At 55.5% G+C, this 26,459-nt stretch carries 24 protein-coding genes and 1 tRNA gene; 16 read left to right on the top strand and 9 right to left on the bottom strand.

All coding sequences use genetic code 11. From position 1 onward, the window contains the following. Positions 1 to 70: 70 nt before the first annotated feature. The 3 genes from hemH to VEI50_16895 are packed head-to-tail and all read left to right on the top strand — an operon-like array spanning position 71 to position 2,920. Positions 71 to 1,015, top strand: coding sequence for a ferrochelatase (gene hemH / locus VEI50_16885; GenBank protein ID HXX76808.1), 945 nt, complete (start codon positions 71 to 73; stop codon positions 1,013 to 1,015). Positions 1,016 to 1,018: 3 nt separating this feature from the next. Beyond that, entirely contained in the window at positions 1,019 to 2,485 is a 1,467-nt protein-coding gene (gene hemG / locus VEI50_16890; protein HXX76809.1) for a protoporphyrinogen oxidase, read from the top strand. A gap of 24 nt (positions 2,486 to 2,509) precedes the next feature. Continuing rightward, positions 2,510 to 2,920: a hypothetical protein gene (locus tag VEI50_16895; GenBank protein ID HXX76810.1), complete on the top strand. Its 411-nt coding sequence runs from the start codon at positions 2,510 to 2,512 to the stop codon at positions 2,918 to 2,920. A gap of 313 nt (positions 2,921 to 3,233) precedes the next feature. Here VEI50_16895 and VEI50_16900 read toward each other — a convergent pair whose 3' ends face one another. Together VEI50_16900 and mazG are read right to left on the bottom strand one after the other, a co-directional pair. Continuing rightward, positions 3,234 to 3,851 (bottom strand): hypothetical protein, encoded by a 618-nt coding sequence (locus VEI50_16900; protein ID HXX76811.1) that lies wholly within the window; start codon positions 3,849 to 3,851, stop codon positions 3,234 to 3,236. 4 nt (positions 3,852 to 3,855) lie between these two features. Beyond that, the gene (gene mazG, locus VEI50_16905; GenBank protein HXX76812.1) at positions 3,856 to 4,803 is read right to left on the bottom strand and encodes a nucleoside triphosphate pyrophosphohydrolase; all 948 of its coding nucleotides are present in this window, start codon (positions 4,801 to 4,803) and stop codon (positions 3,856 to 3,858) included. A 102-nt stretch (positions 4,804 to 4,905) separates the two neighbouring features. On the opposite strand from mazG, the gene VEI50_16910 reads away from it, so the two are divergent. From VEI50_16910 to VEI50_16945, 8 genes are all read left to right on the top strand, one after another. After that, positions 4,906 to 5,310: a DUF1844 domain-containing protein gene (locus VEI50_16910; protein ID HXX76813.1), complete on the top strand. Its 405-nt coding sequence runs from the start codon at positions 4,906 to 4,908 to the stop codon at positions 5,308 to 5,310. Between the two features lie 142 nt (positions 5,311 to 5,452). Continuing rightward, positions 5,453 to 7,750: an ATP-binding protein gene (locus tag VEI50_16915; GenBank protein HXX76814.1), complete on the top strand. Its 2,298-nt coding sequence runs from the start codon at positions 5,453 to 5,455 to the stop codon at positions 7,748 to 7,750. Positions 7,751 to 7,782: 32 nt separating this feature from the next. Beyond that, positions 7,783 to 9,177: a sigma-54 dependent transcriptional regulator gene (locus VEI50_16920; protein ID HXX76815.1), complete on the top strand. Its 1,395-nt coding sequence runs from the start codon at positions 7,783 to 7,785 to the stop codon at positions 9,175 to 9,177. Between the two features lie 169 nt (positions 9,178 to 9,346). Next, a complete protein-coding gene (gene purM, locus VEI50_16925) occupies positions 9,347 to 10,384 on the top strand; it encodes a phosphoribosylformylglycinamidine cyclo-ligase (protein HXX76816.1) in 1,038 nt (345 codons plus the stop codon). Beyond that, positions 10,374 to 11,048: a phosphoribosylglycinamide formyltransferase gene (gene purN / locus VEI50_16930; protein ID HXX76817.1), complete on the top strand. Its 675-nt coding sequence runs from the start codon at positions 10,374 to 10,376 to the stop codon at positions 11,046 to 11,048. The genes purM and purN overlap by 11 nt, the downstream gene beginning before the upstream one ends. A gap of 14 nt (positions 11,049 to 11,062) precedes the next feature. Beyond that, positions 11,063 to 11,326, top strand: coding sequence for a hypothetical protein (locus tag VEI50_16935; GenBank protein ID HXX76818.1), 264 nt, complete (start codon positions 11,063 to 11,065; stop codon positions 11,324 to 11,326). Positions 11,327 to 11,559: 233 nt separating this feature from the next. After that, positions 11,560 to 11,635, top strand: a tRNA-Ala gene (locus VEI50_16940). A 258-nt stretch (positions 11,636 to 11,893) separates the two neighbouring features. Further along, complete coding sequence (locus tag VEI50_16945; GenBank protein ID HXX76819.1) at positions 11,894 to 12,688, top strand: sulfite exporter TauE/SafE family protein; 795 nt, start codon at positions 11,894 to 11,896, stop codon at positions 12,686 to 12,688. Between the two features lie 182 nt (positions 12,689 to 12,870). Here VEI50_16945 and VEI50_16950 read toward each other — a convergent pair whose 3' ends face one another. From VEI50_16950 to VEI50_16965, 4 genes are all read right to left on the bottom strand, one after another. Further along, positions 12,871 to 13,344 carry an ArsI/CadI family heavy metal resistance metalloenzyme gene (locus tag VEI50_16950; protein HXX76820.1) on the bottom strand — a complete coding sequence of 158 codons (474 nt, stop codon included), beginning with the start codon at positions 13,342 to 13,344 and terminating at the stop codon, positions 12,871 to 12,873. Positions 13,345 to 13,418: 74 nt separating this feature from the next. Continuing rightward, complete coding sequence (locus VEI50_16955) at positions 13,419 to 13,838, bottom strand: arsenate reductase ArsC (protein HXX76821.1); 420 nt, start codon at positions 13,836 to 13,838, stop codon at positions 13,419 to 13,421. After that, the gene (gene arsB, locus VEI50_16960; GenBank protein HXX76822.1) at positions 13,835 to 14,929 is read right to left on the bottom strand and encodes an ACR3 family arsenite efflux transporter; all 1,095 of its coding nucleotides are present in this window, start codon (positions 14,927 to 14,929) and stop codon (positions 13,835 to 13,837) included. The genes VEI50_16955 and arsB overlap by 4 nt, the downstream gene beginning before the upstream one ends. 51 nt (positions 14,930 to 14,980) lie before the next feature. Continuing rightward, the gene (locus VEI50_16965) at positions 14,981 to 15,304 is read right to left on the bottom strand and encodes a metalloregulator ArsR/SmtB family transcription factor (protein ID HXX76823.1); all 324 of its coding nucleotides are present in this window, start codon (positions 15,302 to 15,304) and stop codon (positions 14,981 to 14,983) included. Positions 15,305 to 16,250: 946 nt separating this feature from the next. Here VEI50_16965 and VEI50_16970 point away from each other — a divergent pair. From VEI50_16970 to VEI50_16990, 5 genes are all read left to right on the top strand, one after another. After that, positions 16,251 to 17,399: an ABC transporter permease gene (locus VEI50_16970; protein HXX76824.1), complete on the top strand. Its 1,149-nt coding sequence runs from the start codon at positions 16,251 to 16,253 to the stop codon at positions 17,397 to 17,399. After that, positions 17,383 to 18,126, top strand: a complete 744-nt coding sequence (locus tag VEI50_16975; protein ID HXX76825.1) for an ABC transporter ATP-binding protein — start codon at positions 17,383 to 17,385, stop codon at positions 18,124 to 18,126. Before VEI50_16970 ends, VEI50_16975 begins: the two co-directional genes overlap by 17 nt. Before the next feature lie 23 nt (positions 18,127 to 18,149). Further along, positions 18,150 to 19,163 (top strand): biotin/lipoyl-binding protein, encoded by a 1,014-nt coding sequence (locus tag VEI50_16980; protein ID HXX76826.1) that lies wholly within the window; start codon positions 18,150 to 18,152, stop codon positions 19,161 to 19,163. Continuing rightward, on the top strand, positions 19,150 to 20,721 hold the full coding sequence (locus tag VEI50_16985; protein ID HXX76827.1) for an efflux transporter outer membrane subunit: 1,572 nt from the start codon (positions 19,150 to 19,152) through the stop codon (positions 20,719 to 20,721). The genes VEI50_16980 and VEI50_16985 overlap by 14 nt, the downstream gene beginning before the upstream one ends. 387 nt (positions 20,722 to 21,108) lie before the next feature. Beyond that, on the top strand, positions 21,109 to 21,465 hold the full coding sequence (locus VEI50_16990) for a cytochrome c (GenBank protein HXX76828.1): 357 nt from the start codon (positions 21,109 to 21,111) through the stop codon (positions 21,463 to 21,465). A 148-nt stretch (positions 21,466 to 21,613) separates the two neighbouring features. Here the strand turns inward: VEI50_16990 and VEI50_16995 are convergent, their stop codons facing one another. From VEI50_16995 to VEI50_17005, 3 genes are all read right to left on the bottom strand, one after another. Beyond that, positions 21,614 to 21,943 (bottom strand): Hpt domain-containing protein, encoded by a 330-nt coding sequence (locus tag VEI50_16995; GenBank protein HXX76829.1) that lies wholly within the window; start codon positions 21,941 to 21,943, stop codon positions 21,614 to 21,616. Further along, a complete protein-coding gene (locus VEI50_17000) occupies positions 21,940 to 25,368 on the bottom strand; it encodes a PAS domain S-box protein (protein ID HXX76830.1) in 3,429 nt (1,142 codons plus the stop codon). Before VEI50_17000 ends, VEI50_16995 begins: the two co-directional genes overlap by 4 nt. 76 nt (positions 25,369 to 25,444) lie before the next feature. Beyond that, positions 25,445 to 26,449, bottom strand: coding sequence for a diguanylate cyclase (locus VEI50_17005; GenBank protein ID HXX76831.1), 1,005 nt, complete (start codon positions 26,447 to 26,449; stop codon positions 25,445 to 25,447). Positions 26,450 to 26,459 lie beyond the last annotated feature (10 nt).

Consider the following 26,459-nt stretch of genomic DNA (forward strand, 5'->3'; position numbering starts at 1 on the left):
CGAGAGGACGGAATCGATGAGCCGCGTCTTTCGGTTGAGTTTTTCCCTTTGCCCCTCGCCTAATGATGTTATGCCCGGATCACGTAGGCCGATTGCTATTCTGTTGATGGCTATGGGAGGACCCGATTCTCTGGAGAACGTTGAACCGTTCTTGCGCGACGTGCGTGGGGGCCGACCGACGCCGCCTGAACTTGTGGGGGAAATTCGTGAGCGATATCGAGTAACGGGTGGAAGATCACCGGCCTTCGGGATCACGAAAGAGGTGGCGAGAAAGCTGGAAGAGCGTTTGAACGAACGAGGCGGTGAACGGTACCGGGTGTATGTTGGGTTGCGGCATTGGCATCCCTTTATTCACGAGACCTATGCTGAACTGCTCGGCGATGACCCTGAACAGGTCATCGGTCTTTGCATGGCGCCCCAACAGTCGTCTTTGAGCACCGGTGCCTATCGGAAGAAAGTGGACGAAGCGCGGGCCTCCCTGCAGAGTACGTGTCCAGTGAGTTACGTTGCCAGTTGGCATCAGCATCCCAAGCTGATCGCCGCAATCGTCGAACATATCCGCGAGGGCTTGCTGAAATTCCCTGCCGACGTGCGAATGAACGTACCGGTTCTCTTTACTGCGCACAGTCTTCCCGAACGGATCGTTGCGATGAAGGATCCCTATCCGGATGAAGTACGGGGAACCGTTGAAGCAGTGAAAAGTCAATTGGGTGATACTCCCACGAGGTTTGCCTATCAGAGTCAAGGGCGGTCGGGAGAGAGATGGTTGGGGCCGACGGTCGAGTCAGCCGTAGACGAGCTGGCTCGAGAAGGGTATCGATACGTGTTGGTGGCCCCCATCGGGTTTCTCTGTGACCATGTGGAAACGCTGTACGACATCGATATTGAGTTGAAGCAGTATGCCGCCAGTCGCGGAATGCATCTCGAGCGTATGGCCATGCTGAATGCCTCTTCGGGGATTGTTGACGCACTGGTATCGGTGTTGGCTGCACACCAATCCTCTCTTGTCCAGTAACTTGTGAGCACTCCTCGGACAGTGGCGATTATCGGTGGTGGAATTTCAGGCCTTGCCACGGCCTTTGCCCTCCAAGAACAAGCTGCAGCTGCCGGCCTGCTCCTCCGTTGTACGGTGCTTGAGGCGGGGGGCACCTGGGGGGGAAAGATTGTGACGCACCGTGTCGGCGATCTGGTCGCTGAAGCCGGGCCTGACTCGTTTCTCTCCCAGAAACCTGCCGGACTTGAGCTCTGCGGCAAGCTGGGGCTGACCGAACAGCTTATCAACACGAATGAGACGGGGAAAAAGGCGTTCGTCTATTCACGTGGACGGCTGCGCGAGTTGCCGGAAGGGCTGGTGGTGATGACGCCCAGCCAGATGAGGCCGTTTGTTCGGAGCGGGCTGCTCAGTTGGGCTGGATTGGCGCGTATGAGCCTGGATGTGCTGCTGCCCGCCAAACGGCCACGAGAAGGAGAAGACGAATCGCTGGCGTCATTCTTCCGGAGGCGGTTTGGTCGGGAGGCTTTCGAGCGGCTGATCGAACCGTTGATGGCCGGAATTTATGCGGGCGATGCGCGAGAGATGAGTGTGGCCGCCACGTTTCCTCGGTTTCCTGAATTGGAACTACAGTACGGCAGCGTGATTCGGGGCATGATGGCAGCGCAGCGGGCTCGATGGGAAAAGGGGTCGCCCGGAAACAAGCGTACGATGTTTGTCAGCCTTAAGAACGGGCTCACGGATCTCGTAACATCGCTAGTCGAGCGTCTGGTACAGCAGGGTGTCGTACTTCGAACCGGCACATCGGTCGAAGCCCTCCGAGTCCGGTCTCATCAGCTGAACCGTTGGATGTATGATCTGATTCTGAAGGATGGGTCGTCCCTCTCAACCGAAAGTCTTGTCCTCGCGACGCCGGCTTATGTATCGGCCGACCTCATTCGGCCGCTTACGCCGATGGCAGGAGGGTTGCTGGATCTCATTCCCTACGCCTCCACGGCGACAATCAGCATGGCGTTTCCTCGATTGTCTGTGGCAGGAATAATCGATGGGTTTGGGTTTGTCGTGCCACGGGTTGAAGGGCGCGATCTACTTGCGGCCACCTGGACGTCATTGAAATGGCCTCACCGTGCACCTCCCGAACAGGTATTGATCCGATGCTATGTCGGAGGAGTCGGCCGTGAAGCGCTTCTTGAATTAGAAGACCATACCCTCATCGCCCGGGTTCGGTCTGAGCTAGCTGCTCTCTGTGGTCTGACGGCAGAGCCACATTTCGTGGAAGTGAATCGCTGGATGAAAGCAATGCCCCAATATACCATCGGCCATCTCGATCGCCTCAAGCAGATCGAGGCAGCTCTAAGTCGATACGGCGGGCTGGCTCTTACGGGTGCGGCCTATCGAGGGGTAGGTATCCCGGACTGTATCCGAGATGGAACCCTTGCCGCCCATCGTGTTATGCGTTATTTGTCTGGGGATCCAGAGCCTCGAGTCGCGTAAGAAATTCAAGGCTTCAGTGAGGACATGATGGATAATCGTCTCAAGATTTCAGGGGTTAGCGGACCGTTTCGAGAACCGAAAGAAGCCGTGTTTTCGTATGACTATGCAGTCTTGCGGGCTACGTGGCCGATGCCCCACGCGATTCGGGTGAAGGTGGCGATTGCGGAGGAACTCGAGGTGCTGAAGAGCAAGATCGTCGGGACGTTGTCTGGCTCACCCGGTCAACAACTGTTGGTGACACAAATATTGTCGCGGAAGATCGCCGATGAAAAACTCCGCATCATGGACGAGGAAGGCAACCTGTCGGACCGACGCGACGTGATGATTCCGCCATTCGTCGGTGAATTCGGGCATTTCTTCTCTCGGCTCGAGCGCTGGGCGACAGAGCAACAACCGGCGCTTCGAGCGGAGATTGCAGAACGGGTGAAGCTATAAGCTATCGCTCCACGTACGGGTTGAGCCTGTTTGGTTCAACGGTCACATCGATTCGAATTTTACGAAGAGTGATTGCACTTTCTCCAATCACAGATTCTGTGGACAAGCCTGTGGAAAACGTCTGCCCTTTCGACTGATCGCTAGCAATGATCACGGGCTCAGCAACCTGCACAAGATTTAGGCATTGGGTGAAGGCGCCTACATTCCACTAGATGTTGTGGCGTGGGAATTTCCCTAAGGACGGGCACGTGAATCGTTTTTGTCTTGGGGACAGAAACAGCCAGAATTTTCAGGAAATGCGCGGGATCGATCGCTAAAAGACTTTTCGATAGTGGTTGGAATGCACGCCTGATTCATCAGCCAGTCCGAGTGATGCCGAGTCAGGGCTCCCGGTATTATTCAGATCAATTCGATAGTGTCCACGAATCTCTTCCATCGCAACCTCGAAAGGAATCGCTTGTGGGTACAGATTTCCCGGGGCATGTGCTCCTCGCGCGAGCGTACGGATCGCTTCCCGCTGTGCGTATTTCGGGTCCGACACGATATAAATGTCCGCAACCGCGTGATTACCGAGCTTGTGTCCAGGCGTTGTCGCGGGAAGCACATCCGCCAACGTTCCTTCTAGCCGTTCCTTGCGCAATCGTTTCAAGAGTCCGACGACTTGGCTGTCGGTGGCTTGCGGAGGAACGATGAGACTGATGGCATTCATCTCTGGTACGGTGGCCTCGACTTTAAAAATGACCGGGGCTGCTTCAGGGTCTTCAACCAGCGGAACGTTGGGTCCTTCGGTTCCCGTAGCCTGTTTGTTTTTCGAACTCGGCACGATGAGGGCGATGAACAACCAGAGTCCGAGCAGAACTCCGAATACAACGACGAGCGGATGGATCCCGGCGCGCTTCCCTTCCTCGTAAGGCCCTTGATTATCGCTCATCGGTTCAGTCTTCCGTGCTGGTTGATGGCTGCGTCTGTGTCGACAGTCCCGGCTGATTGGCGCGACCGCTTTTGGCTTCTTCCCAGAGGCGGTCCATGTCAGCGAAGGACAACTCGTTGATGGTCCGCCCGGCGGCCTTCGCCTGACTTTCGATGTAATGGAATCGGTCCGAGAAGCGGTTTGTCGCCAGGCGAAGCGTATCCTCCGGATTCACCTTGAGAAACCGAGCCAGATTGACGAGCGAGAAAAGCACATCGCCGAATTCAGCCGTAATCTGATCCTGCCGAGATGATGTCGTGGAGGTGTCATTCGCACCTGGCTCGAACGCAGGCGCTCGCACCGCCATACGGAGTTCGCGAATTTCCTCTTCGATCTTGCTCAAGACTTGGTCGAATCCGGCCGCATCGTGGGTCCAGTCGAATCCGACACGCGCCGCCCGTGCTTGGACTTGAAAGGCTCGGAGCAGGGCCGGCAACGTCTTCGGGATATCGTCGAGGATGGAGGCTGACCGCCCAGACGCTTGACGCTCGGCCCGTTTGATATCTTCCCAGCGATGCACGACCTGTTCTGCAGTGGTTGGCTGTTGGTCGGGAGAGCCGTTTCCGAAGACATGGGGATGGCGACGAATCAGCTTGTCCGAGAGTTGTTCGATGACATCGTCGATCGTGAAGCGCTTCGCTTCGGCGGCGATTTGACTGTGGAAGATTACTTGGAGCAGCACATCGCCCAATTCTTCCACGAGTTTCGCCCGGTCTTGGTGGTCGATCGTGTCCAGGACCTCATAGGCTTCTTCGAGCAGGTAGGGTTTGAGTGACTCATGGGTCTGCTTCCGATCCCAGGGACACCCATTGGGAGCCCGTAATGTGGCCATCAAGCGAACAAGTTTGCTGAACGATTCTGACATCGTCGTCGCAATGTGAAGCTTGGCTCGGATATCAACCGAGGTGCCCATTATACCCCGTTCCAGATCGGCTTCAACGGCGCTCGCTGGCTTGCGCCCCCCTAGGCCCTATGGTAGGGTACCTCGCCTGCGTTTTGTGCGGAGAATCGACTCGTGGCAACTGAAAAAGACGAAGGATTTGTCATTCGGGATCGACGGGGAGCCAGTGGGACTGGTCGTCCCTCGGCCGCCTCGTCCGGAGTGTCACCTGCCCAGGATCATGGCTCATCCTCATCAACTTCTCCATCGAGTTCTTCAGAGAGTTCCGGTGTTCCGGTCACCTTTTCGTCCTTTGTGATTTCCCTCGGCAGCTCGTCGTTGATGTTAATGGGAGAACAATTAGATCCGCAGCAATCTCCCCTGCCAGTCAATTTGCCGCAAGCGAAAGAAATCATCGACTTGCTCTCCGTCTTGGAAGAGAAGACAAAGGGCAATCTGACATCGGAAGAACAAGCAGTACTGCGTGACATGCTCTACGCACTTCGGATGAAGTACGTCAGTTTGACCTCAAAGTCGTAAGCGGATTCATTCTGACGCGGTGTCGACTACCCTCTAGTTCAATCTCGTTCCGCAAGATATTTTGAGACGCTCTCGTAATTCCGATATAGTGAATAGCTGAAGGAGAGCTCAACCATCCTGCACGGAGAGATGGAATCCCGGCATGATTGAAAATAAACCCTCAGTTATTCCACGTGAGCGCAACGTCACGGCAGGCAACTCGACCCGGACTGTCTCTTCTGAACTAGACCGGCGCTGGCTGCACTTGCGGCCGGTCTGGATCGTGTTGATTCTGCTGGTGCCTTGCCTTGCGCTGACTTTCTACTATTCCCAGACGGTAGTTCCCGGCGGAGAGGACACGGGGGATTCCTTCCTGCCTACTGCCAGTTATGCGTTTGTTCTTCTCTTGATCAACCTCGACCTGATTGGATTCGTCGTTCTCCTTTTACTTCTGTCACGGAACCTGGTGAAGGCGTACTTCGAGCGACGACATCGGCTCTTGGGTTCGGGATTCCGAAACAAGCTCGTCACGGCATTTATTGGATTCTCTCTGATCCCCACGGTTCTCCTCGCCGTGGTCGCCAGTGGGCTGGTGAACAAGGCGGTCGACGTCTGGTTCAGCGACCAAATCGACCGGGTCATGCGCGATTCCTACGAGGTGGCCCGTATGCAACATGCCGGCCACATCACGTTGGCCGTCAACAGTGCCAGAGCTATCGGTCACGAAATCTTCCGTGAAGACATGTTGATTCCAGAGCAACGGGATTTACTCGTGGCAGCCATGGCCCGCAAGCGCATGGAATTCGGCGTTGCCGGCATCGAGGTCTATTCCTCGAAGCTGGAGACCCTCACGAAGGCGGTGGATCCCGACGTTCCCTCCATCGTGTTGGACCTTCCGGTCGGGCAGTTGGTGTTGCAAGCCATCAATGGCAAACAAGAGGTAAACACGGTTCAAGAGGCGCAAACCGGCCGTCTGGTTCGGGCGGCCATGCCGATTGCCGCCAGCGGGCGAGGCGGAGAGATCGGGGGCGTCGTGGTCGTCAATTCCTACGTCCCTGAGTCGCTTCTGGCGAAGATGGAGGGCATCGGCCGCCAATACGACGAGTATAAGCAACTGAAAGCTATGAAGAATCCGATCAAGGCGGGTGCCTATCTCTTTGTGGCCGTCATCACCGTGCTCATTCTGTTCGGAGCCACATGGTTTGGGTTTTATGTGGCGCGTAGCATCACGGTACCGATTCAGCGATTGGCCGAGGCGACCGAGACGATCGCCCAAGGGGACCTGTCCGTGCGGATCGACGCGAAAGCCACGGATGAAATCGGTACGTTGATCCAGTCGTTCAACCGGATGACCGAGGACCTGCAGGGGAGCAAGTCGAAGATCGAAGAGGCGAACGTTTCATTACGTCAGAGCAACATCGAACTCGACCGCCGCCGAGCTTATATCGAAACGGTCGTGGACACGATCGCTGCCGGGTTACTGTCCATCGACAAGAACGGAGTGATCACGACCTTTAATCCCTCGGGCGAGCGCATCCTCGGACTCTGGGCAGATCGATTCCACGGGCGGCCCGCCAACGAAGTCTTCAAGGAATTCGGGCTGGATCTGTTTCAAACGGTTTATGATCGAATGTTGGCTGATCAACGGGATAACTTAACGTTGGAGGGGCCGGTCGAGGTGGAAGGGAAATTGCTCACCATCGGTCTCCATGGCTCACGCATGAAGGATGACGCCAATCGGGATCTCGGTATTGTGCTCGTTTTTGAAGATTTGACCGAATTGATCAAGGCGCAGAAGGTGGCAGCTTGGCAGGAGGTGGCACGGCGGGTGGCGCATGAGATCAAGAATCCGCTAACCCCAATCCAACTTTCCGCACAACGATTGCGGAAGAAGTTTTTTGAAAAGTCGCCGGATTTTGACAAGGTGTTCGACGAGTCAACGAACGTCATCGTGAATGAGGTTACGAGCCTGAAGCACATGGTGGATGAGTTCTCGAAGTTTGCCCGTCTCCCCGCGCCCCAGATGGCCCATCAATCTCTCCACGATGTGATCAACGAGGTCGTCGCTCTCTATCGTAGCGCGCATAGGGATATCGACTTGATCGTGGAGCTAGATGAGGATCTCCCGTCGTTGAATTTTGACCGGGAACAGCTGAAGCGGGTGTTGGTAAATCTGTTGGACAATGCGATCCAAGCGATGAATCACAAGGGTCGTGTCTGGCTGACGACCAAATACGATACGAAACGTCGACGTGCCGTGGTCAGCGTGGCCGATGAAGGGCCGGGCATCGCTCCGGAAGACCAGGACAAACTTTTCGTGCCATACTTCACGCGGAAGAAAAGCGGCACAGGACTCGGACTGGCGATTGTGCGCCGAATCATCACGGATCATGAAGGACAAATCCAAGCCGGTCACAATCAGCCGCACGGTGCGGTGTTCACGTTTGAATTGCCGGTGTAATTGAAGGCGAGGAGAAAGGATCAGGAACGCGTATGTCGGCATCGATTCTCGTAGTGGATGATGAGGAGTCGATTCTTTTCTCATTGAGCAACATCTTGGAGGACGAGGGATACCACGTCGCCGTAGGGAAGAGCGGAGCGGACGCCTTGCGGGCCTACACCACGGACCCTCCCGACCTAATGCTTCTCGATATCTGGATGCCAGAAATGGACGGCTTGGAAACGTTGCGCCGTGTCCGCGAACTGGTTCCGACCGCGCAGGTCATGATGATGTCCGGTCATGGATCGATCGAGACGGCGGTGAAGGCTATCAAGCTCGGTGCCTACGACTACATTGAGAAGCCTCTGTCTCTGGAGAACGTAACGCTTCGGGTAAAGCATGCGTTGGATCAGTATCGCCTGGAGCAGGAAAACCAGTCGTTGCGGACGAGGGTGCAGAGGAAATTCGAATTGGTCGGTCAGTCGCCGGCGATGCAACAGCTGAGACAGTTGATCGAAACCGCCGGGCCGACCAACAGCCGCGTCTTGATCGGAGGAGAGAACGGTACGGGCAAGGAACTCGTCGCACGGGCGATCCATGAACACAGTGCACGAGCAGAAAAGCCGTTCGTGGCGGTCAATTGTGCGGCCATCCCGGAGACGCTGATCGAAAGTGAACTATTCGGCCACGAAAAAGGGTCCTTCAGCGGCGCCACATCCATGAAACGAGGGCAGTTCGAACAAGCCGACGGCGGGACCCTGTTCTTGGATGAAATCGGCGATATGAGCTTGAACACGCAGGCCAAAGTCCTGCGAGCGCTGCAGGAACAGCAGTTTACTCGGGTGGGCGGAACCAAGCTGATGAAGGTGGATGTACGGGTTCTGGCGGCGTCCAACAAGGACCTGATGAAAGAAATCGAGAAGGGGACGTTTCGCGACGATCTGTTCTATCGACTGAACGTCGTGCCGATCGTCGTACCCCCGCTTCGTGAACGTCGAGAGGATATTCCTCTCCTCGTCCGTCATTTCATGAAAGTGCACTCGGAGGAACAGGGGTTGCGCTCTAGAGACGTCTCACCCGAAGCGATGGCGCTGTTCCAGCAATACGATTGGCCCGGAAATATCCGAGAACTCGGAAACCTCGTCGAGCGTCTGATGATCATGGTACCGGGTAATGTCATCGATGCAACGCAGGCGAGTCTCGCGCTACAGGTTCGTCCTGCCGCCACGCCATCTCAGCAGCCCGTGGCGACAACCAGCCCGATCCTGTCACACGCGTACGATTCTCTTCGCGACGCGCGCAACGCCTTTGAGAAGGAATATATCGGCCGCAAGCTGCGCGAACACCACTGGAATATTTCACGCACCGCCGAAGACTTGAAGATCGAGCGGAGCCACCTCCATCGGAAGATTAAGTTGCTGGATGTGGAGATGCGTCCGGAAGTCTGAGCTGCTTTCGCTTGAACGCCAGAGCCGTAAGGTTCGAGAACGAACGGATGTAGTTCGGCGGTTTTTGATTTGCCCTTCGTAAAAGAGATTTGACATTAAGCTCTTTAAAGTTTGTACCCGCAACATCTGTTGACCATGGTCATAGCCCCCCACTAAGATACGCGACTCTATGACCACCTACCGTGATGCGGGAGTCGATATTGACGCAGGCGATGAATTCGTCGACCGTATCAAACCGCTGGTCCGTTCGACGTTTCGCCCCGAAGTCCTGACAGAGCTCGGTGGATTCGGCGGGCTCTTTCGACTCCAAGCCAAAAAATACGAGGATCCCGTCTTGGTCTCTGGAACAGACGGCGTCGGCACGAAATTGAAGGTCGCGTTCGCGATGGATTGCCATGAGACGGTCGGGATCGACCTCGTGGCGATGTGTGTCAATGACATCGCGGTCAGCGGAGCCGAGCCGCTGTTCTTTCTCGATTATTTTGCGACCGGCAAGTTGACAGCTCCCAAAGCCGAAGCAGTCTTGAAGGGAATTGCCGAAGGTTGTCGTCAGGCCGGGTGCGCCTTGATCGGTGGAGAAACGGCCGAGATGCCGTCGATGTATGCGGACGGGGAGTATGATCTGGCAGGGTTCGCGGTGGGAGTCGTCGACCGGTCCAAGATCATTGATGGCCGTACGATCGCTCCCGGTGACGTCTTGATCGGGCTCGCCTCGACCGGTCTCCATAGCAATGGCTATTCGCTGGCGCGCCGCGTTCTATTCGAGCAGGCAAACCTCACGGTGACCAGTCGGGTGCCTGAGCTGGATCGACCGCTCGGAGACGTTTTGCTGACTCCCACCCGCATCTATGCCAAGCAAATCCTGACCTTGATTCAAGAACACTCCATCAAAGGCATTGCCCATATTACCGGTGGCGGGATTACGGAGAATCTCCCGCGAGTGTTGCCGCCCGGCGTGCGCGCTCAAGTCCGGCGCAGCGCGTGGGACGCGCCGCCCATTTTCGGCGTGATCGCCGAATTGGGCGCTGTCGCACGAGATGAGATGTATCGTGTATTTAATATGGGGATTGGGTTGATCCTGGTGGTGCCGCCCGATGCAGCCGATGCCGTCATGCATCACGCCACTGCGTCGGGAGACAAGGGATTTCGCATCGGAAGTATCGTGTCGGCGAACGATGGAGGACCGCTGGTGGAGTATGTCGAGTAAACGAGCAACTCCGCTCCGTGTGGCAGTACTTGCATCGGGTCGCGGATCAAACCTTCAGGCGGTCATTGATGCGATCGAAGCCAAACAGGTCAATACACGCATCGTGGCTGTGATCACCAATAAGCAGGATGCTCAGGCGCTGGAACGGGCGAGGAAACATGGCCTTAATGGCCTCTTCGTGGATCCAAAACCATTTGTCGGACGGCCTGATAGTCGTGAGGCCTACGATCTGAAGCTCCTTGAAATCCTACGCCAGCATGACACCGAACTGGTGTTGCTGGCCGGATACATGAAAATCGTGACAGCGGTTCTGGTCAAGGCCTATGCGAATCGGATGATGAACATCCATCCGTCACTCCTGCCGTCGTTTCCAGGGCTCGATGTACAGAAAAAAACGATCGATTGGGGCTGCAAGCTCGCTGGCTGCACGGTGCATTTTGTGACTGAAGGAGTTGATGAGGGACCGATCATTCTGCAGGCGGCGGTCCCAGTTCTTGATCACGATACGCCGGAGACGCTCGCAACGAGGATTCTCGAGCAAGAGCACAAGATCTATCCGCGGGCGGTCCAGCTCTTCGCCGAAGGACGTCTTCACGTTGATGGTCGGAGGGTATTGATCGACGACGCGAAGCCAGACGGACAAGCCATTATCAGCCCGGCATGATGCAGATCTAAATTATGGCATCCGACCTTGAAATCGTTGAAGAGCAAGTCCGCATGAACCGCCTGCGGGCAACAGTGGATATGGCAGCTTTCTGCCTTCGTGGTGTGTCCCTGAGCCGTGAAGAAGCGACGGACGTAATCGAGCACACCCGCAGGGAAGTCTTGAAACTCTGCCCGGGGAAGGAGGATGTCTTCGATCTTGTCCTGCGGCCACGGTTCATACGGATTCTGGATGCGCGCGCGATGACGGAGTGGGGCGTGTTGGATGCCGAAAATTAGCGCACAGGAGTGGAGCCTAAGAGGGCACTTGTGTATAATGTAGCAGATTTGAGACGGCTCCGAGCGTCAGTCGTTCCTCCCCGTCTCCTGTGCGGACTGAATGCCTGTGGCGATGTTGCCCAGCAAGACCCGCAGTTAAACTGAATCGGCGCTCGGAGCTTCTTGTCTTGATTTGGCTGTTCCGGTCTTTCCGACCATTGGCCATAAGCCGGGCGCCTATATCTCCACCAGGTGGGGGGCTAGCTCAGTTGGGAGAGCACGACGTTCGCAACGTCGGGGTCGCGGGTTCAACTCCCGTGCCCTCCACCATTTTTTGAGCACTCTAAACCTCTGCATCCCTCGCGCTTAGCGCGAACGCCTCACCGCTATCATAATCCTCTCTCGGCACGACGACACGCTTGTCGATTTCTCAGCGACTTTGACTTATCCTGGGACCGATTCATAGACAATAGGGTCTGATCTCTCTCATTCAGGGTCTTCTATATGAATGCCAGCCGGCAGCGTTATCAGACCCGTTGGGTTTCGAGCCTCCTGGACGCTCAGGTGCGCTTCGAGGAGTGATTGCTAATGGGCTGGCACTCCCTCCTCGCTATAGCGGCTGGCGTACCAATCGGTTTCCAGCTCGGGATGACTGGAACTGGGGGAGCCCTTCTTGCGGTCCCGCTGCTGGTGTATGTCGTCGGTGTGTCCGTCCAACAGGCCGCCGCGATGTCGCTCGTGGTTGTTGCCGTATCGTCCCTGTTTGGTGCCTGGGAGCACGCTCGGGCTCGCCAAGTGAAAATCAACGTCACGCTGGCTTTCACGTGGACGGGAATGCTCGGGGCGTGGGGAGGAGCCTATGGGCACCACTTCATCCCGGAAGAAATCCTTCTCATAGCCTTCGGGTTCCTGCTGTTGCTTGCACGGTGGTCGATCATACGGCAAGCCGAGATCCTTTCAGGTACGGAGGCACAGAGTACCTGTGCCGAGGATTTTCCAAGGAGATGCTTGCTGAAGGCCTCAGGAATCGGACTGGTCGTGGGTATGCTGAATGGATTTTTCGGGGTCGATGGGGGATTCATGATTGTCGCAGCCTTAGTATTGACGTTGGGGTTCCTTCCCCGATTGGCTATTGGGACCTCACTTTCCATCATCGCCCCGATTGCGCTCGCAGGAATTCTGGGCCATTTGGAGTTCGGGATTCTCGATCTGCAACTAACGGGGTTGGTGCTCTTGGGCAGTGTAGTCGGTCTGTTACTCGGGGTTAGGCTTGGCCAGTTCGCATCTCCGAGGATCACGAGCCGAGTGGCGGCATCCATCACCGCCAGTATCGCGCTCGCACTCATCCTGCTCAATACAGCAAAGCTGGCAGGACTCTATTGACCTATCGACCGACGCGATCGTAAGAGACAGCACACCCATTCGGATGGCACAAACAGTTCATTTTGAGCCGCAGAGGTGGTCAGAGGCATCCTCACGATTTTCAAGGCCTCTGAACATTCATTTATACCGAGGTTTTTGCACCAGACGCTTGGGGCAAGAGAGATCGTTTCACAATTTGGTCATCAGCCGCAACAACCGGCGGTTTTTTCAGAAGGGACGCAGCAATCAGCCTTTCCCATCGGTTCGGGAGTGCAACACATATTTGGGGTCTCATCCGGATGACCGGAAAAGAGCTGGGCATCTTCCATTGTCCGGTATGCTTCCCATGGAATGCCGGCAGGATCTTGTATCCAGGATTTGTCGGAACGGGCGTAACAGCACACGGTTTCACCCTCCTCGACAACGGTCATATCAGCAGCCTTCAAGCGTTCGCGCAATTCGTTCAATTCTCGCTCGTCTTCGACCTGGATGCCGAGGTGATCCATGCCAGACTTTTTTGTTCGCGTCGAGATTGCGAAGTTCACGCAGGGATCTTCGAGCAACCATTTCGCGTAATCAGGCTTTCTCTTCACCGGCTCTGCCCCGAACAGGGCACTATAAAACCGGATGGATTCATCGAGTTGTTCAACTCCAACATGGATGTGAAAGCGTTTCATAAGCTCTCCTCCTAGGCCTGGCAATCATCTGCAATGGATAATTAGGCAAAAAGGAAATTGGCGTCACTCAAAGTCTATGGGCCTCCGTCTGCGACAAAGCGGCGAATCCGGTCGGCAATCTCATCGCGGATTTTCCGAAAAACGACTAGCTGCTGTTCGTAAGTGCCCTTGGCCTTGGCTGGATCCTCGAAGCTCCACTGCAGCATGGTGGATGCACGGGGAAAGATTGGACAAGCTTCTTGTGCACGATCGCACACGGTGATCACGTAGTCGAATTGTTGGTCGAGATACGGGTCGACCCGCGCGGACACATGGTGGGAGATATCGACACCAACCTCCTGCATGACCGTCACGGCGTAGGGATTGAGCCCGACAGGGTGAGTCCCAGCACTCACCACATCAAATTGATCTCCAGCGAGGTGCCGAAGCCATCCTTCGGCCATCTGGCTCCGGCAGGAATTCCCGGTACATAGAAAGAGAACCTTCTTTTTCATCGCTCCGAACTCACTGGAAACCACCCTTTAGTCTTGTTGCATGCCGCACATACCGATAGCATCACAGGAACCTCGACCAAGACCCCTACAACCGTCGCTAATGCCGCGCCGGACTCGGGGCCAAAGAGCGCAATGGCGGTCGCGACAGCCAATTCAAAGAAATTGCTGGCCCCGATGAGGGCTCCAGGTGCGGCCACCGAGTGGGGGACATCCCACCACTTCATCAATCCATAGGCGAGGGAGGAGTTGAAATAGACCTGCACAAGCAGTGGCACGGCAATCAAGAGAACATGAACCAATTTCCCCGTAATATTGTCAGCTTGAAACGCAAAGATGAGGACCGGCGTCGCGAGGAGGGCCAGGATGGTCACCGGGTAGAACCGAGGAAGAAGAACATCGTTAAACCAGGTAACCCCATGTGTGCGGATCGACCAGCTCCGGATCAGCGCCCCGACTGTCATAGGAATCACGATGAAGAGCACCACGGAGTACAACAACACCATAAACGGCACGGTCAGAGAGGAGGCGCTCGCGATCAGGAAGCCCACGATGGGTGCAAAGAGAACGAGCATAATCAGGTCATTTACGGACACTTGAACGAGGGTATAAGCTGGGTCACCATCGGTGAGGTAGCTCCACACGAAGACCATCGCGGTGCAAGGAGCAGCAGCGAGGATGATACTTCCCGCGATGTATTGGTCGGCGTCCGCGGGGGAAATCCATGCTGCAAACAGATGCCGGAAGAATACCCAAGCGAGGAAGGCCATAGAAAACGGTTTCACGACCCAATTGACGAACAGCGTGATAAACAGCCCCCTCGGTTTCCGTCCGACGTCCCACACGGACGCGAAGTCGACCTTCATCATCATCGGAATGATCATGAGCCAAATCAGCATGGCGATAGGGATATTGATATGACTATCTGCTCCGAACTCCAGACCCCTGAGGGACTGCGCAAGGCTTGGAGCCCATTTCCCTAACACCACTCCTGCCACCATGCAGAGCCCGACCCAGATGGTCAGATACCGCTCAAAGAGGTTGAGCCGTTTCGCCGCAGGTCTTGCCGGTGCGGCTATCAGCACAGCTTCCATTGCTCGCATCCTCATAAATCAAGAGTTGTTGATGAAACGGGCACAAAAAAATTACCGACATCGTCCGGAAGAATGGTGTGAGGGTCGCGATTCCTGTAACATTTTCACGAATGATTCCAACTCTTTGATGCCCTCGTGGTTCAACGCATAATACGTCCACCGACCATCAGGACGGTCCTGGATCAGCCCTGCGTCTTTCAGCACTCGTAGATGAAAAGATAGCCGCGATTGACTTGTATGAAACATCTCGGTCAAGTCACAGACGCACCGCTCCCCATCCTTCAGTTGTTCTAAGATCTGGAGACGGGTTGGCTCTGATAGTGCATGGAACAGTCGAGAGGCTTCTTCAATCTGTGTGGCCATCATACAGCTCATGATGAGAGCATAAATCAACAGTTATTGATACGTCAAGAGCCGCTGTGCTAATCATTTTGTGCTCGACACGACCTGGGTTCAACTCATTCGAGCCTCTCCAGCAGCAGTTCGCAATTGAGCTAGACCTTGGCTGGATTGAGCCTGAGTGAGCCTGAGGAGGCTGGAGTAGGCGCGTGGAAACGGTCCTACGCCGCGGTCGGAGATTCAGGCTGCCAGAGCAATCCCTTGATATTCAAAGCCGAGGAAAGGTGCCTACGACGGTTGGATCGCATGCCCTCCACCAAAGTGTTTAAAAAGTAACCGCACGACTCCTTGTAATCCCTGGGCATTGGTCTCGTTCTTCGCAACAGCCTTTTCTCGCCCGTCTAAAAATCAGCCCGAGTTGGAGCACCGGGATATCCTTCGGCGTTACCGACTCTGAGGTTCTCATGAACAGTGCACTCGAGCACAAGGAGTTGATGGTCTGCTCACGCACTTAAAGAGCTGCGCTGCTCACGGGGAGTTCCCGGTCTTTCAGGGGCTCGCGGAAAAGCACCTACGTTAATCAGACTCCTACAATACCTTCACAATACAGTTGAACTTTCTGGCCAATGGGTAGCCTCCAGGGATAGGGCAGCAAACAATGCCGCAAACCAACACGGCTTCCCAACCGACTTGAGGTGGCGGCCTCGGGAACTCTTTGTTGAGAAATCAGCGGTGAGCAATACTCCTGACGCCTTCCTGTTTCTCTATTCTTTGTTCTCCAATTCAACTACTGTAGCAAGGTGCCACAGCTTCCTTGTCGATACTGATGCTTATTTCGCCATCTCAAAGGTTCCTTGCTCATGCAGATGAGTACGGTGATCACAAGTGCGCGGAATCGAGCCGATCATTCGCGATTATACGGGGGCACAGTGATCGCATCATTTTTAAACGCTTCGGCCTCTATTTCCGGAGCTGGTGTGCAATGCGACACGTTTCATTAAAAATGCTGATGGGGGATCGAGCAAAATATGTGAGTATTATTTTCGGTCTCACCTTCGCCTCGCTCTTAATCACCCAACAAGCGGGTATCTTCCTCGGGATTATGGCCCGAACATTCAGTACGATGAGTGATCTGGAGGTTGCCGATATCTGGGTTATGGATCCGATGGTGCAATATCTCGACGATATTTATGGAATGCAGGACACCCAGCTCTACCGCGTGCGAGGTGTGGATGGTGTTGAATGGGCCGTGCCCTTCTACAAGGGGCAACTGCGGGCCAGACTCAAGGACGGGCGCTTCCAAACCCTGATTGTGATGGGAATCGACGACGCCACCCTCATCGGGGGGCCTCCTCGTATGATGGAAGGGCAGGTCGCGGATTTGCGCCGAACAGATGCCATCATTGTCGACTCGATCGGGGCTTCCACCAGGCTTACCCAACAAGAAGGAAATGGCGAGCGGCCACTTCGTGTTGGGGACATCGTCGAAATCAACGACAACCGCGCCCAGGTGGTCGGGTTCTGCCAGGTCACGCGTCCCTTTAGCACGATGCCAATCGTCTATATGACCTACACCCGCGCACTACAGTACGCGCCGCAAGAACGAAAGATGTTGCCCTTCATTCTCGTGAAAGCGAAGGAGGGCGTCGATCACCGGGAGTTGGCGGAGCGCATCCACGCCATCACAGGTTTGGGGGCTCATACCAAGACGGACTTCAAGCGATTGACCGTCACGTACTACCTCAAGAACACCGCGATCCCCTTCAATTTTGGAACATCGGCAACACTGGGGTTCTTAGTCGGTACCGCCGTGGCTGGGCAGACCTTCTACAATTTCACGCTCGACAATCTCAAATATTTCGCCACATTTAAGGCGATGGGCGCGACGAACCGGGTCCTCCTCCGCATGATTCTGCTCCAAGCGTTTTTCGTGGGGGGTACAGGCTTCGGCCTGGGCGCCGGCATCGCGTCACTCATCGGCTTTTTGCTTCGGAAGGGAGAGTTCGCCTTTTGGCTCCCCTGGCAGTTACTGCTGGCGAGCGCCGCGGCGGTCTCTCTGATTTGTCTGGGTGCCGCAGCTATTAGTATCCGGAAGGTCATCCGTCTTGAACCAGGTGTCGTCTTTAAATAAGACCTCGGAGCGCACCGAGCCCCTTGCCGTATCTTGTCGTGGCCTCACCAAGGTCTATGGTAGGGGAGATGCTGCCGTAAATGCTTTGCGCGGTATTGATTTGGATGTATCGAGTGGAGAACTTTTGATGTTGGTCGGTCCCTCAGGCTGTGGGAAAACCACTTTGATTTCCATCATGGCTGGCGTCCTGGATCAGACCTCAGGGGAGTGTCTTCTTTTTGAACACGACCTCATCCGGATGGAGCCAAACGCCAAGGCGACATATCGAGGGAATAGCGTAGGGTTTGTTTTTCAGAGCTACAACCTCGTCCCAATGCTGACGGCCGCCGAAAATGTCGCGATCCCCCTTCTGCTGACCGGTCGGACCTGGGTGGAGGCTCTGCATCAGGCCGAGGACATGTTGCGCCGGGTGCGCATGCAGGACCGCCTCCATTTTTATCCTTCCGAACTATCCGGTGGCCAGCTCCAGCGGGTAGCCATTGCGCGGGCCCTTGTGCACAGCCCGCAGTTGATCGTCTGTGATGAGCCGACTAGCGCTTTGGATAATGTGACTGGACAAGAAGTCTTAGGGGTCATCAGGAGCCTGGGAGTGGCCAAAGATCGGGCCGTGGTTGTGGTTACACACGACACCCGGATTTTCCATTTCGCGGACCGGATTGCAATCATGAACGATGGTCGCATTGAGCGGATTACCACCTCACCGGAGGAGCTGTTGTCTGCACCGTAAGTCGAATCGTGTGAAATAAGAGTATGCTGCGTCACTTCATCAAATATGTTTTGCAGGGGTTGGGGGTAATCGGACTTGCCTTTACTATCTGGATGGTGATGGTGACCAGTCGAGCCGTACCGGTCGCCCCGCCGGTGGTCACACCCGCGAAGCCTCCTTATGTCTCCTATATCGCAGCCGCCGGGATTATCGAGACCCGCACGCTCGACATTCAGATCGGGACCCAAGTAGCGGGGCTCGTTACAGAGATCTATGTGGCTGTGGGCAGCCGCGTAAAGCGGGGTGATCCACTCTTCAAATTGGATGATCGCTTTCTGACTGCCCAATTAGGCGTGCAACGGGCCACGTTGAAAACCGCGCTGGCTCGTGTGCGGGAAGCCGAGGCCTCGTTGGCCGATCTGCGCAATCGGTTGGCCTTGGCAGAAGCCGTGAAAGACGAACGCGCGATCAGCAAGGAAGATCTCACGACCCGCCGCTATGCGGTGCAAACAGCCATGGCGCACCTGACTTCGGCGCAAGCGGATGCCAAGTTGGCAGAATCGCAGGTGAAGCAGACAGAGACCAATATCGATCTGCTGATCGTACGGGCACCCGTCGATGGCGAGGTGTTACAGGTCAACACACGAGTGGGAGAATATGCCCAGGCGGGCCCGTTGGTCACGCCCTTGATGTTGTTTGGGAACATCGATCGGCTCCATGTGCGCGTCGATATCGACGAAAATGATGCCTGGCGCTTTCACCAGCAGGCCCGCGCCATGGCGTTCGTGCGAGGTAATCCATTGCTCAACACGCCGCTCACCTATGAATGGACCGAGCCATTTGTCATTCCGAAGAAATCGCTGACAGGAGGGACAACCGAGCGGGTGGATACCAGGGTGATGCAGGTCGTCTATAGCTTTGACCGAGCAGAGTTGCCGGTCTATGTCGGTCAGCAGATGGATATTTTTATTGAGGCTCCCCCAGTGACGCCCGGGCTCATGGCGCCATCCCATCAGCCCCCAGAGCCGGCAGATACCCACGGCCATGAGCTCAAGTAGCCCTTGTGATCAGTCAAACCGTTCGGCGCGGCTCTATCTGCGCATCCGATCTCGACGGCGTACTCATATCGGCTTGTGTTGGCCGCGGTGCCTTGCGGCTTTGGCTTCGATCATCCTCTTAATAGCTGGGCAGGGATGTTTGATGGGGGAGAATTATCAGCGTCCGGCGACGCCCTCCGTACAGGCGTGGGATGTCATGTTTGACGGAGAGACGAACACGACGATCCGGCTAGATCCGACTAAAGAACCGGCCGTGGACTGGTGGCGATTGTTTGGGAATGACGAGCTTGATCAACTCATAGACCAAGCACTCCAGCACAACCACGATGTCCGACGAGCCGCGTTCCGGGTCATGGAGGCCCGGGCTGTCATGGTCAGCAGCCGGGCCGGCCTTTTTCCTCAGGTCAATGCGTTCGGCAGCGTAGCGGACATTCAAATCTCAAAAAATACTTTGGCTGGGCTGGGCCTTGCCAGCACCACGAGCCCTGGGACGACACCCCAAACCTTTGCTGCTCCCGGCAAGCAGTATACCCTTTACAACACTGGAATGGACCTCAGGTGGGAGCTGGACCTCTGGGGCCGTATCCGCCGCGGCTTGGAAGCGGCAACGGCGGATGCCGAGGCGCTCGAGCACGATCAGCGCGGCGTCATCCTGACAATGTTGGGTGATATCGGCGCAGCTTATTTTGAGCTTCGCGAACTCGATGAGCTCATCGAGTTGAGTGAGCGAACCTTACGAACCCGGCGCGACTCATTCGCCATCATCACCAGCCGCTACCGGGCGGGGCTTGCGACGGAATTGGACGTCAAACGGACCGAGGAATTGGTGGAATCTGTGGCGGCGCAGATTCCAGAATACCGACGGCTTCGCGCGGCTGCAGGACACCATATTGCGTCATTGGTGGGTAGTGAGCCAGGGACAGTCGTATTGCCGCCTAAGCCATTGCGCACCGTCGTGACTCAGCCAAGCATTCCAGTGGGGTTACCCTCCCAAATCCTTGAGCGTCGTCCGGACATCTTGGAGGCAGAACGAAACCTGGCATCGGCCAATGCTCACATCGGGGAAGCACGCGCCTATTTTTTTCCCGCCCTCGCTATCACAGGTACGGGCGGTGTCCAGTCGGTGCACCTCGATAATTGGCTCACGAATAACAGTCACACCTATAATATCGGCCCGTCCGTCACGCTGCCGATCTTTTTGGGGGGGACCAATATTGCCCGTCTGGAGAATGCGCAAGCCCGGTATCAGGAATTACTCGAACAGTATCAACAGACTATCCTGAATGCGTTTCGGGAGGTGGCCGATCTGCTTGTCGCCGTTCGGACCCGAGCCGAGCAGCGGGAGCATCAGCAGAAACAAGTCGACGCTGCACGTGAGGCGCGGCGTCTGGCTGAGCAGCGGTATCTTGGCGGTATTGCGGATTATCTCGATGTCCTCGAGGCCGAACGGGAAATCCTGAGTGCCGAAACCACGCTCGTTCAAACTGAATATGCCCGACTCAACGACCTCGTCATGTTATTTAAGGCTCTCGGAGGCGGATGGAAGCCCGGTGGTTAAGCATTATCGTTCACTCTTCGGTGATGCGGCGAACCGGGCTTACGAGTGATACGGCACCGCACCGACACGTTGCATACCATCGGGTCGATCGAGCATACACATGGCTAAGTACCTCCTTGATTGCGAGGGTTATTCATAACTGTGTGTCTGAATTAATTTAAAATGTGCGGAATGGGAGAGTTCTTAACTGCGAACCCTCTGAGGGCTGAGAGAGAACAGGAGGGTTCATCTGCAAGAAAAAGGTGGCCACCCTTCTTGAAAAGGGAGAACGTCCGAGTTGAGTTGATTTTGACGCTAGGTTAGCGTAGGAAATCCAGCCACCTCATCAGGTAGTAGAGGAGTACTTTTAAACGCTTCGTTTGGATTCGAAGAAAAGGAACTAAGCTGATGCTGATAAAGGGCGCGCGAGTTACCGTTCTATGTTTCCTATCCTGTCTCTTTGTGGCTGGATGGGCAACCCAGTTCACTTCGGCAGCCACGGGAGATGTCGCAAAAGGGAAGATAGTCTATGATACGAATTGCTTGCCCTGCCATGGGGAACGAGGAAAAGGAGATGGCCCCGTCGGTGCAGCACTCCGGCCACCACCGACTTCTTTGGTTAGTGCGAAGACGCGGGCCAAATCTGATGGTGACCTACTGGCGATAATTCGGGATGGTCGGGTGGTGATGCCAGGTTGGAAAAACCGACTCAAAGACCAAGATATTCAGCATGTGTTGGCCTACATACGGAGCCTGAGTGAGTAACTCCGTGGGTAGGGGGTTAAAATTATCTTCGCTACCCCGTTTACTCCTGCCGGCGACTCTTTATCGTCATTGCCGAATCTGAGTTGCCGGACGATCGCCTTCAGCGTCTAATTTTCGCCGAATCGTTCCTGCAATTGTCTCCTGTCTGCTATTTCCGGTAGACGACATCGAGGCGGGTCAGGAAGTCGTTGAGTTCTAAAGTTTGGCGCTCAATGGTGGGTCGGTCTTGCTGCGCTGCGGCCAGTTCCAATGCTTCCCCGATCGCGCTGATTGTGTCGAAGCCGTACCCTCCGCCGTCACCTTTCATCCGGTGGCCAAGGACACAGATGGTTTTTAAGTCGTTCTGTTGCAGAGCTATCTGAAGAGATTGTACATCACGTCGACGGTTCTCAAGAAACCCTGGAACGATCTCAGCGAGGGCAGGGTCGACATATACCGTCACTTTCGCTTGAGCGTCTGTCCCATACTCGTTGATCATGCGGCCAAGTTTCCTCTGTAAGCCTGGAGAACCTCCAGGAGCGTCGCACGCTTAATGGGTTTTGTCATATGGGCGTCGCAGCCGGCATCGAGGATCTTGATGCCTTCTTCCTTCAATGCCAGCGCCGTAAGCGCGATGATTTGTATTCGATGGAGATCGTGTTCGTGCTCCCAAGCACGAATAGCCTTGGTGGTGTCATAGCCGTTCATGACCGGCATCTGCATATCCATTAAAATCAGATCATATTGCCGCGTTTTAAACTTTTCGAGGGCGATTGCGCCGTTGTCAGCAACGTCGAGGTGATGCGGGGTCGGTTTCAAATAGGAGCGGATCAGCACTTGATTGTCAGGCGAATCTTCCACCAACAGAATCCGCAATTTGTTCATTGAGGAGTCAGGAGAGGAGCGCACTGGTTCGGGGAGTCCTGCTGGCTGGATGCCTTTTCCTCGTGCAAGGACGATGCTGATGGTCTGCAAAAGATCGGAGCGTCTGATGGGTTTGATGAGGTAGCCGCCCAATCTCAAATCATAGGTGCGTGCGATATCATCGGCCCAGTGCTCGGAGGTAAGCATCACGATGGTCAGTCCCTCAGCTAATTTGGCCTCCCGAATCTTCTCTACGACTTGGAAGCCGTCCATATCGGGCATTCGACAATCGAGGAATACCAGTTCATACCGTCGACCGGGGTCGGATGCGTGATGTAGTGCGGCGAGAGCTGCATCTCCATCGGCCACGTCGGTGACCTGTGCTCCCCAGGCGGTCAAGGTTTCTCGGAGGATCAGGCGGTTTGTTGCATGGTCGTCGACCACGAGCGTTCTGAGCCCCGCCAGGTTGATCGGCAGAGGGAGGTTGGCGAGCGGATCCTGAGGTTGAACGCCCAACTGAACGCTGCAGTAAAACGTACTGCCCTGTCCCTCCGTGCTTTCGACCCACATCCGCCCATTCATCCGCTCTGAGAGCTGTTTTGAAATCGTCAGCCCGAGACCGGTTCCTCCATACTTTCGTGTGATGGAGGCGTGGGCTTGAGCAAAACTTTCAAAGATAGTGGCGAGTTGTTCTGAAGGAATGCCGATGCCTGTGTCGGTGACGGAGAATCGGATGGCACCGGGGATGACTCGATCAGGATCATTCTGGATGCGAAGGGTAACGGATCCTTTCTCGGTGAATTTGATCGCATTACTGATCAGGTTGATCAAAATCTGTTGTAAGCGGTTGGGATCTCCGATGAGTGCGCATGGGACGTCCGCCGACAAGTGGTACGCCAACTCCAGCCCCTTCTCGTTGGCCCGCATGGCGAGGATCTCAATCGCCTTCTCAATCAGGTCGCCCAGGTCGAAGGTGATTGATTCCAACTCCAGATGACCGGCCTCGACCTTGGAGAAATCCAGAATGTCGTTGATGAGGTTGAGGAGATTGCTGCCGGCCCGACGGAAAATACGCAGATATTTCCGCTGGTCCGGCGTGAGTTCGGTCTCCCACAAGAGATCGGCCATCCCGATGATGGCGTTCATCGGTGTACGGATCTCATGGCTGACACTCGCGAGGAATTCGCTCTTCGCTCGATTTGCTGTTTCGGCCTTCTCCTTGGCCTGACGCACCGCTCGTTCCGCCTGGCCTCGTTCCATGGCCTCCATCGCGAGCGTTGTCATCGTGGCGAAAGACAAGGCGATGGTTAATTCATCGGCAGTCCAAGTCCGCGACATACCCAGGTATTCGTGGCGTAAGACGCCCACCACTTTCCCCTTATGCCTGATCGGTGCATCGAGCATGGCGCCGATCCCAAACGAGGTAAGATACGAGGAGGAAAACTCTCTGGTGCGAGGATCACAGTGAGCATCATGGGCCGCGATCGTATATTCTTCGTGTTCCAGCGCGTGAAAATACGATGGGAATTGGTTGGCCTGAAGCACGGATCCAGCACTATGTCTCCGGCTGGTAGCCTCATACAGATCTATCAATTGGATGGCTGAGCGGTCTTCCTGAAACATCCAAATGCTGGCTCGTTCGACCGCCAACACACGGCTTGCCACTTCTGTAATCGCCTGAAACGCCTGCTGAAGGTCTCCGGAGATGATCGCCTCGCTCTGGGCCAATTCGAGCAGCCCAGTCTGATGCTCTTGGAGGAGGCTTAAACGCCGCTTCTCCTGTCTGGTAACCTGCTTGCGGTCCGTAATGTCTCGACAGGTCCAGATGATCTCGGATTTGGTCTCGCCGTTGCTGGAAAATTGCTGCAACGCAACTTCGACGTCAAACAGCTCCCCGGTCTTTTTCCTGCCGACCAACTCGCCACGCCAGTATCCGTCAACTTGTAAGAAGGGAAAATGGTACTGCTCAATCGCGGCCTGTTGTTCCGGACCGTACAGTACCTTCCAGGACTTTCCAATCAGTTCTTCGACTTCAAAGCCGAACAAGGCGGCATGGGCCGGATTCATATAAATATACAAGCCATCGGCATTCAAGAGCGCAAGCCCCTCCATGCCACGTTCCACCGCTCGTTGGAGTTGAACTAATGCCTCATGTTGCTGTTTCTGCTCGGTGATGTCTTCGGAGATCCCGAGTAGGTAGAGGGGATGTCCCCACTCATCCATGATGGGAATCTTTTTCGTGTGAAGAATTCGCTGGCCACGATGTTTTGTCTCGATGGGCTCTTCCGGAATATCAACGAGACGTCCATCCGAAAGAACCTCCCGGTCCTTACTCGTAAAGAAATCGGCTTCCGCCTTCGGGAAAAAATCATAATCGTTCTTTCCGAGCAATTCATCGCGCGAGTACCCCAGCAGATCTTCACCGGCACGGTTGAATCGAACAAATCGCAGATCGTTGACGTCCTTGACGAAGATCATGTTTGGAATGTTTTCGAGGATTGATTGGACGAACCCCTCGGCCTCTCGCGCCTCTCTCTCGGCCTGCTTGCGCTCAGTAATATCCTGTCCGATCGCCAGGAGTCCCCGTACCTCGTTGTTGCGGACGATCAGACGGTTGACGCTCCACAGGAGGGTGCGTCGAGTGCCGCTTCGTGCGATGACTTCGCTCTCGTACGATTGAGTCGGTTGCCCTTCAATGGCCTTACGAATGTCGGCGGCTACCGACGTGCGCATGTCTTCGGGTACGAAGGTGGTGAGGTAATCTTTCCCCACGGCCTCTTCTCGGGACCAGCCATAAATTCGCTCGGCCGAACCACTCCACTCGAAGATCCGATACTGCGACGTCAGCCCGATAATTGCGCTCGGGCTAGTTTCCAGCAAACAGCGATAACATTCATCGAGCCCAAGCAGCGGTTGCTCGAGCGAAAGCGGATTGAGATGGTTCGTTACCGGAACCCGAGGTTGTCCAGCCCCTTTTTTTGTCTCCAAGATGTTTACTCGTTGCCGCGACCGACTCTTGCCAGAAGTTGGCCGGGCGCGTTTGTATGTTCGTTTAGTCATAGGCTCATGCGGTAGGGAGTAGGATTGTCAACGAAGGCGTCGGTGCGTGTACGGGCTCTGCGGCAAGGCCGGATCATTACGGATCGTGGTCGTGTGGGACTAGGGTGAGAAAACCGGCCTGTTTGGCTCGGTTACGACCTTCTTGCTTGGCCTGATAGAGAGCTTGGTCGGCTGCCTTAATCAGATCGGTGGGTGAAGCGGACCGGCTGGGGACCGTGCTGGCGTAACCTACGCTGATCGTGATGAGGTCGCCGTCGGTATGCGCGATTTTCAACGATTCAATGTGCCGGCGAAGGTTCTCCGCCACTTGTGCCGCCCCTTCTGTGGTGGTGCCCGGCAACACGACGACAAACTCATCGCCACCGTACCGGGCTACGAGATCGCCCGGCCGATTCACAGTTCCTGAAATGGCTGTTGCTACCTGACGAAGACAATCATCACCCGCTGTGTGACCTTTCGAATCGTTGTAGGCCTTGAACCGATCGATATCCAGCATGATCAAGGAGAGTGGGGTGGAATCGCGAACGGATCGCCGCCATTCCTGGTCCAGAAAATCATCGAACTGCCGGCGGTTGGTGATACCAGTCAATCCGTCGAGGCAGGAGAGCCGCAGGAGCATTTGATTTGCCTCTTGGAGTTGACGCATGACGTCGAGAAGTTCCTGCTCGCGCGCTCTTCGCCGATCGATTTCGTGCACTAATCGGAGAACGGACCGGACTCGTGTCAAAAGTTCAATCTTATTGATGGGTTTGCCGATATAGTCGAGTGCTCCGGCCGCAAATGCGAGTTGGAGATCAACCGGGTCGGTCTTGACGGTCACCATCATGATTGGAGTATCGCGAAATCGTTCCACCGCCTTGATTTGACGGCAGGCTTCGATCCCGTTCATCTCCGGCATGATGATGTCCATGAGAATGAGATCGATCCGGCTGGTGCCATGCGTGCCGCCTTCCATGCCCAGTAGCCGAAAGGCGGATGTGGCCGAGTCTGCGACCAGAATGTTGTCGTAACCAGCGGCTGAGAGGATCGATTGCACCAGCAAGCGATCGTCTGCCGAGTCGTCGACGATTAGAATGCCCATCGCGTCAGAA

The sequence above is a fragment of the Nitrospiraceae bacterium genome (genome assembly GCA_035623075.1).
Taxonomy (GTDB): Bacteria; Nitrospirota; Nitrospiria; order Nitrospirales; family Nitrospiraceae; genus DASPUC01.

What these genes read in the sequence shown, in the direction of transcription:
- hemH (HXX76808.1), top strand. Translation starts at nt 71, where the DNA reads ATGCCCGGATCACGTAGGCCGATTGCTATTCTGTTGATGGCTATGGGA.
- VEI50_16895 (HXX76810.1), top strand. Translation starts at nt 2,510, where the DNA reads ATGATGGATAATCGTCTCAAGATTTCAGGGGTTAGCGGACCGTTTCGA.
- VEI50_16900 (HXX76811.1), bottom strand. Translation starts at nt 3,851, where the DNA reads ATGAGCGATAATCAAGGGCCTTACGAGGAAGGGAAGCGCGCCGGGATC.
- mazG (HXX76812.1), bottom strand. Translation starts at nt 4,803, where the DNA reads ATGGGCACCTCGGTTGATATCCGAGCCAAGCTTCACATTGCGACGACG.
- VEI50_16915 (HXX76814.1), top strand. Translation starts at nt 5,453, where the DNA reads ATGATTGAAAATAAACCCTCAGTTATTCCACGTGAGCGCAACGTCACG.
- VEI50_16920 (HXX76815.1), top strand. Translation starts at nt 7,783, where the DNA reads ATGTCGGCATCGATTCTCGTAGTGGATGATGAGGAGTCGATTCTTTTC.
- purM (HXX76816.1), top strand. Translation starts at nt 9,347, where the DNA reads ATGACCACCTACCGTGATGCGGGAGTCGATATTGACGCAGGCGATGAA.
- purN (HXX76817.1), top strand. Translation starts at nt 10,374, where the DNA reads ATGTCGAGTAAACGAGCAACTCCGCTCCGTGTGGCAGTACTTGCATCG.
- VEI50_16935 (HXX76818.1), top strand. Translation starts at nt 11,063, where the DNA reads ATGGCATCCGACCTTGAAATCGTTGAAGAGCAAGTCCGCATGAACCGC.
- VEI50_16945 (HXX76819.1), top strand. Translation starts at nt 11,894, where the DNA reads ATGGGCTGGCACTCCCTCCTCGCTATAGCGGCTGGCGTACCAATCGGT.
- VEI50_16950 (HXX76820.1), bottom strand. Translation starts at nt 13,344, where the DNA reads ATGAAACGCTTTCACATCCATGTTGGAGTTGAACAACTCGATGAATCC.
- VEI50_16955 (HXX76821.1), bottom strand. Translation starts at nt 13,838, where the DNA reads ATGAAAAAGAAGGTTCTCTTTCTATGTACCGGGAATTCCTGCCGGAGC.
- arsB (HXX76822.1), bottom strand. Translation starts at nt 14,929, where the DNA reads ATGGAAGCTGTGCTGATAGCCGCACCGGCAAGACCTGCGGCGAAACGG.
- VEI50_16965 (HXX76823.1), bottom strand. Translation starts at nt 15,304, where the DNA reads ATGAGCTGTATGATGGCCACACAGATTGAAGAAGCCTCTCGACTGTTC.
- VEI50_16970 (HXX76824.1), top strand. Translation starts at nt 16,251, where the DNA reads ATGCGACACGTTTCATTAAAAATGCTGATGGGGGATCGAGCAAAATAT.
- VEI50_16980 (HXX76826.1), top strand. Translation starts at nt 18,150, where the DNA reads ATGCTGCGTCACTTCATCAAATATGTTTTGCAGGGGTTGGGGGTAATC.
- VEI50_16985 (HXX76827.1), top strand. Translation starts at nt 19,150, where the DNA reads ATGAGCTCAAGTAGCCCTTGTGATCAGTCAAACCGTTCGGCGCGGCTC.
- VEI50_16990 (HXX76828.1), top strand. Translation starts at nt 21,109, where the DNA reads ATGCTGATAAAGGGCGCGCGAGTTACCGTTCTATGTTTCCTATCCTGT.
- VEI50_16995 (HXX76829.1), bottom strand. Translation starts at nt 21,943, where the DNA reads ATGATCAACGAGTATGGGACAGACGCTCAAGCGAAAGTGACGGTATAT.
- VEI50_17000 (HXX76830.1), bottom strand. Translation starts at nt 25,368, where the DNA reads ATGACTAAACGAACATACAAACGCGCCCGGCCAACTTCTGGCAAGAGT.
- VEI50_17005 (HXX76831.1), bottom strand. Translation starts at nt 26,449, where the DNA reads ATGGGCATTCTAATCGTCGACGACTCGGCAGACGATCGCTTGCTGGTG.